At 29.3% G+C, this 724-nt stretch carries 1 protein-coding gene; it reads left to right on the forward strand.

All coding sequences use genetic code 11. From position 1 onward, the window contains the following. On the forward strand, positions 1–724 hold a 724-nt coding region (locus ELQ04_RS08505), incomplete at both ends, for a 6-hydroxymethylpterin diphosphokinase MptE-like protein (RefSeq protein ID WP_134224523.1).

The raw sequence follows: 724 nt of genomic DNA on the forward strand, positions 1-724 counted from the left end.
AGAAAGAATTTAAGTGATACAGCTATCATTGTTTCTACAGGACCATCTCTTACTAAACAACTTCCTTTATTAAAAAAGTATGCTAGCAAAGCTACGATTTTTTGTGCGGATTCTTCTTATCCTATTTTAGCTAAGCATGGTATAAAGCCTGATTATGTGCTTTCTTTGGAAAGGATTCCTTTAACTTCTGAATTTTTTAACAATGATTTTGGGGAATTTGATAAGGATATTATGTTTATTGTTAAATCTGTTACACATCCTCACACTATCAAATATCTTCAAAAAAATAATAGAGCTTTTATACTTGTATCCACTTATGCAAGTTTTATACAATATTTAAAATTAGATTATTTTGGATATTTTAACATGGGCAAAAGTGTAGCAAATATGAGCTACCTACTTACAGAATATTTAAACTATAAAAACATTATTCTCATAGGACAGGATTTAGCTTATGCAAAAGATGGATTTTCCCATACTAAAGATTATAAAAATCTTGATAAACATGAAGGACATTTTCAAAGAGATAAGGGCAAATTTCAATGTTTAGCTTATGGAGGTAACGGAAAAGTTGAAAGCTCTGAAATTTGGACTATGTTTCGACTAATTTTTGAAAATGATATTAATTATTTTCAAAAATTATTTAATATCACCACCTACAACTGTACCGAAGGTGGAGCAAGGATAGAAGGAACTATAGAAAAACCTTTTTTATGGGCTTGTG

Source organism: Campylobacter sp. CH278, assembly GCF_004378845.1.
Classification (GTDB): domain Bacteria; phylum Campylobacterota; class Campylobacteria; order Campylobacterales; family Campylobacteraceae; genus Campylobacter_D; species Campylobacter_D jejuni.